Here is a 3,352-nt window from a genome sequence, read left to right as displayed (position 1 = left end):
TTGTCGAAGCTCGCGGATTGACACCGAAAGTCCCCGTTGGGATAGTCGCCCGCCTATGGATCTCATGGAGAAGATCGTCGCGCTCTGCCTGAACCGCGGCTTCATCTACCCCTCCAGCGAGATCTACGGCGGAATCGCCGGCTTCTGGGACTACGGACCGCTGGGCGTCGAGCTGCGCGCCAACATCAAGGCCGCGTGGTGGCAGACCATGGTGCGCGAGCGCGACGACGTGGTCGGACTCGACTCGTCGATCATCGCCAACCCCGAGACCTGGGTCGCGTCGGGTCACGTCGCGAACTTCCACGATCCGATGGTCGACTGCCGGCTGTGCAAGCGGCGCTTCCGCGCGGGTCAGATCGACCCCGAGGACCGCTGCTCGGTCGCGAAGGACGGCAAACACGACCTCACCGAGCCGAGACAGTTCAACCTGATGCTGAAGACGCGCATCGGCGCGAGCGACGACACCGCGGGCGACGCGTATCTGCGCGCCGAGACCTGTCAGTCGATCTTCCTCGACTTCAAACGCGTGATGACTTCGGCGCGCATGCGCCCGCCGTTCGGGATCGCACAGGTCGGCAAGGCGTTCCGCAACGAGATCACGCCGCGCAACTTCATCTTCCGCTCGCGCGAGTTCGAGCAGATGGAGCTGGAGTTCTTCTGTCACCCGAACCAGGCCATGGACTGGTTCGAGCGCTGGCGCGAGGTGCGCATGCGCTGGCACCACGGCATCGGGCTGGCCGAGAAGAAGCTGCGCTGGAAGCCGCACGGCCCCGACGAGCTCGCGCACTACGCCAAGGCGGCCTACGACGTCGAGTTCGAGTTCCCGTTCGGCTGGCACGAGCTCGAGGGCATCCACCATCGCGGTGACTTCGACCTGCGCCAGCACAGCGAGCACTCGGGCAAGGACCAGTCGTACACCGACCCCGACACCAAGGAGCGTTACACGCCGACGGTGATCGAGACCTCGGTGGGCGTGGACCGCACGCTGCTGGCGCTGTTGTCGAGCGCCTACGACGAGGACGAGGTCGGGGGCGAGAAGCGCGTGGTGCTGCGCTTCACGCCGCAGATCGCGCCGACCAAGGTGGCGCTCCTGCCGTTGTCGAAGAAGCTGTCGGAGCCGGCCGAGAAGCTGGGCGCGGACCTGCGCCGCCGTTTCGCGCTCGACTACGACGTGTCGGGCTCGATCGGCAAGCGCTACCGCCGCCAGGACGAGGTCGGCACACCGTTCTGCGTCACGTTCGACTTCGACTCGCTCGAGGACCACAAGGTGACGGTGCGCGAGCGCGACACCACGCAGCAGGAGCGCGTGGCCACCGCGCAGCTGGGCGCGTACCTGTCCGAGCGGGTGAACGGCTTCTGAGCCGCGCGCGGCTCGCGGCGGCCGCGCTGGCGCTCTGGCTCTGCGCCTGCGGGCGCAGCAGCGTGGACCAGACCTACACGGTGACCGGCTTCGTGCAGTCGGTCGCGCCGGCCGAGCGCCAGCTCACGGTCTCGCACGAGCCGATCCCGGGCTTCATGCCCGCCATGACGATGAGCTTCGACGTGGCGGAGGGTCAGTCTCTCGACGGCGTGGCCCCTGGCGCGCGCATCGAGTTCCGGCTGCACCGCACCGAGAGCTTGCTGCGCATCGAGTCACTCAAGGTCCTGAGCCCGGCGCCGGCGGGCGCCGCCGCGCCCGCACTGCCGCTGGCCGAGTCCGAAGCCGCGCCCGACTTCGCGCTCACCGACCAGGACGGCCGGCCCGCGAAGCTCTCCGACTGGCGCGGCGACGCGGTGCTCGTCGACTTCGTGTTCACGCGTTGCCCCGGCCCCTGCCCGATCCAGACCGCGCGCCTGGTCGAGGTGCAGAAGCAGCTCGACCCGAAGCTCGCCCGGCGCACGCGCTTCGCTTCCATCTCGCTCGACCCCGCCTACGACTCACCGGAGCGCATGCGCGCGTACGCGCTGAGCCGCGGCGCCGCGCTCGACAACTGGTCGTTCCTGACCGGCGAGCCCGCGGCGGTGCAGTCGGTGCTCGACGCCTGGCGCATCGGCACCGTGCGCCAGCCCGACGGCAGCCTCGACCACGTGGTCGCGACCTTCCTGGTCGGCCCCGACGGGCGCATCGCCAAGCGCTATCTCGGGCTCGAGGGACCGTCGAGCGCGATCCTGGCGGATCTGGCGCAGCTGCTCCCCTAGCGCCTGCGCGCGAACAGCAGCGGGTGCGCCTCGGGGCGCCGCGCCTGCGACGGGTCGTAGCCGTGACTCAGGACCTGCACTTCGACCCGCTCGAAGCCCAGGCGCTCCAGCATGGCGCGGTAGTCGTCCAGCGACCAGTTGCTCCAGTACATGCGCACGCCGAAGAAATCCTCCTCGGTGTAGGGCGCCTCGCGGAAGTGAGTCACGCTGGCCAGGAGATGTCCACCGGGCACGAGCCAGCGCGCGATGCGGCGGAACAGCTCCTCGTGCTCCTCCCGCGGCAGGTGGAAGACCGCGTAGAACGACACGACCGCGTCGAAGGAGCCGGGCGGGAAGTCGACGGCCATGGCGTCCGCGAGCAGAAACTCGGCATCGGGCACGTTCGCGCGCGCGCGCCGGATCTGCTCGGCGGAGAAGTCGACCCCTGTGACTCGATGCGCGCGCGCCAGCGCTCCCGCGATCGGCAGGCCGGCGCCGCAGCCCAGGTCGAGCACGCGCGAGCCCGGAGCGAGCCGCGCGAGCAGCGGCTCGAGCTCGTGGCCCGGCTCGCGGCTGCGCGCCTCGGCGAAGGCCGCGGAGCAGTGGTCGTATCCGTCGCGAACGAGCTTTCGGTAGTCGATCGTGGGATCGTTCGCCGGCTTCATCCGTACCGGATCACCGTGCGGATCGCGCTGCCGTCGTGCATGCGGTCGAACGCCTCGTTGATGCGCTCGAGCGGCAGCTCGGCAGTCACCAGCTCGTCGAGCTTGATGCGGCCGGCCATGTAGCGGTCGACGAGCCTGGGCACGTGGGTGCGGCTCTTGTAGCCGCCGAACGCGGTGCCGCGCCAGCTGCGGCCGGTCACCAGCAGGAAGGGACGCGCGTGGATCTCCTCGCCCGCGCCGGCCACGCCGATGATGATCGATTGTCCCCATCCCTTGTGCGCGCACGCCAGCGCCTGCCCCATCACGTCGACGTTACCGATGCACTCGAAGGAGAAATCAACCCCGCCGCCGGTCATCTCGACGACCGCCTCCGCAACGTTCGCAACGTCGGCCGGATCGAGACAGTCGGTAGCCCCGAACTGCCGCGCCAACGCGAACTTCTTCGGGTTGGTGTCGACGCCGATGATACGGCCGGCACCGGCCATGACGGCGCCTTGCACGACCGACAGCCCGATGCCGCCGAGGCCGAA

4 protein-coding genes are annotated in these 3,352 nt (G+C 69.6%); 2 read left to right on the top strand and 2 right to left on the bottom strand.

Features of this window, described 5'->3' with window-relative positions; genetic code table 11:
* The first annotated feature begins 55 nt into the window (after nucleotides 1-55).
* Both VMR86_15115 and VMR86_15110 read left to right on the top strand, forming a co-directional pair.
* Entirely contained in the window at nucleotides 56-1,360 is a 1,305-nt protein-coding gene (locus VMR86_15115; protein ID HTO08374.1) for a glycine--tRNA ligase, read from the top strand.
* A gap of 62 nt (nucleotides 1,361-1,422) precedes the next feature.
* On the top strand, nucleotides 1,423-2,178 hold the full coding sequence (locus tag VMR86_15110) for an SCO family protein (GenBank protein HTO08373.1): 756 nt from the start codon (nucleotides 1,423-1,425) through the stop codon (nucleotides 2,176-2,178).
* On the opposite strand, the gene VMR86_15105 is transcribed toward VMR86_15110, so the two are convergent.
* Nucleotides 2,175-2,822, bottom strand: coding sequence for a class I SAM-dependent methyltransferase (locus VMR86_15105; GenBank protein HTO08372.1), 648 nt, complete (start codon nucleotides 2,820-2,822; stop codon nucleotides 2,175-2,177). The two genes, VMR86_15110 and VMR86_15105, sit on opposite strands and share 4 nt — an antisense overlap.
* On the bottom strand, nucleotides 2,819-3,352 hold a 534-nt coding region (locus VMR86_15100), incomplete at its 5' end, for a zinc-binding dehydrogenase (protein ID HTO08371.1). The genes VMR86_15100 and VMR86_15105, both read right to left, overlap by 4 nt.

The sequence above is a fragment of the Myxococcota bacterium genome (assembly GCA_035498015.1).
Taxonomy (GTDB): Bacteria; Myxococcota_A; UBA9160; order SZUA-336; family SZUA-336; genus VGRW01.
Note: the sequence above shows the minus strand (reverse complement) of the source record. Positions and strands in the feature narration are given on the sequence as shown.

What these genes read in the sequence shown, in the direction of transcription:
- VMR86_15105 (HTO08372.1), bottom strand. Translation starts at nt 2,822, where the DNA reads ATGAAGCCGGCGAACGATCCCACGATCGACTACCGAAAGCTCGTTCGC.
- VMR86_15115 (HTO08374.1), top strand. Translation starts at nt 56, where the DNA reads ATGGATCTCATGGAGAAGATCGTCGCGCTCTGCCTGAACCGCGGCTTC.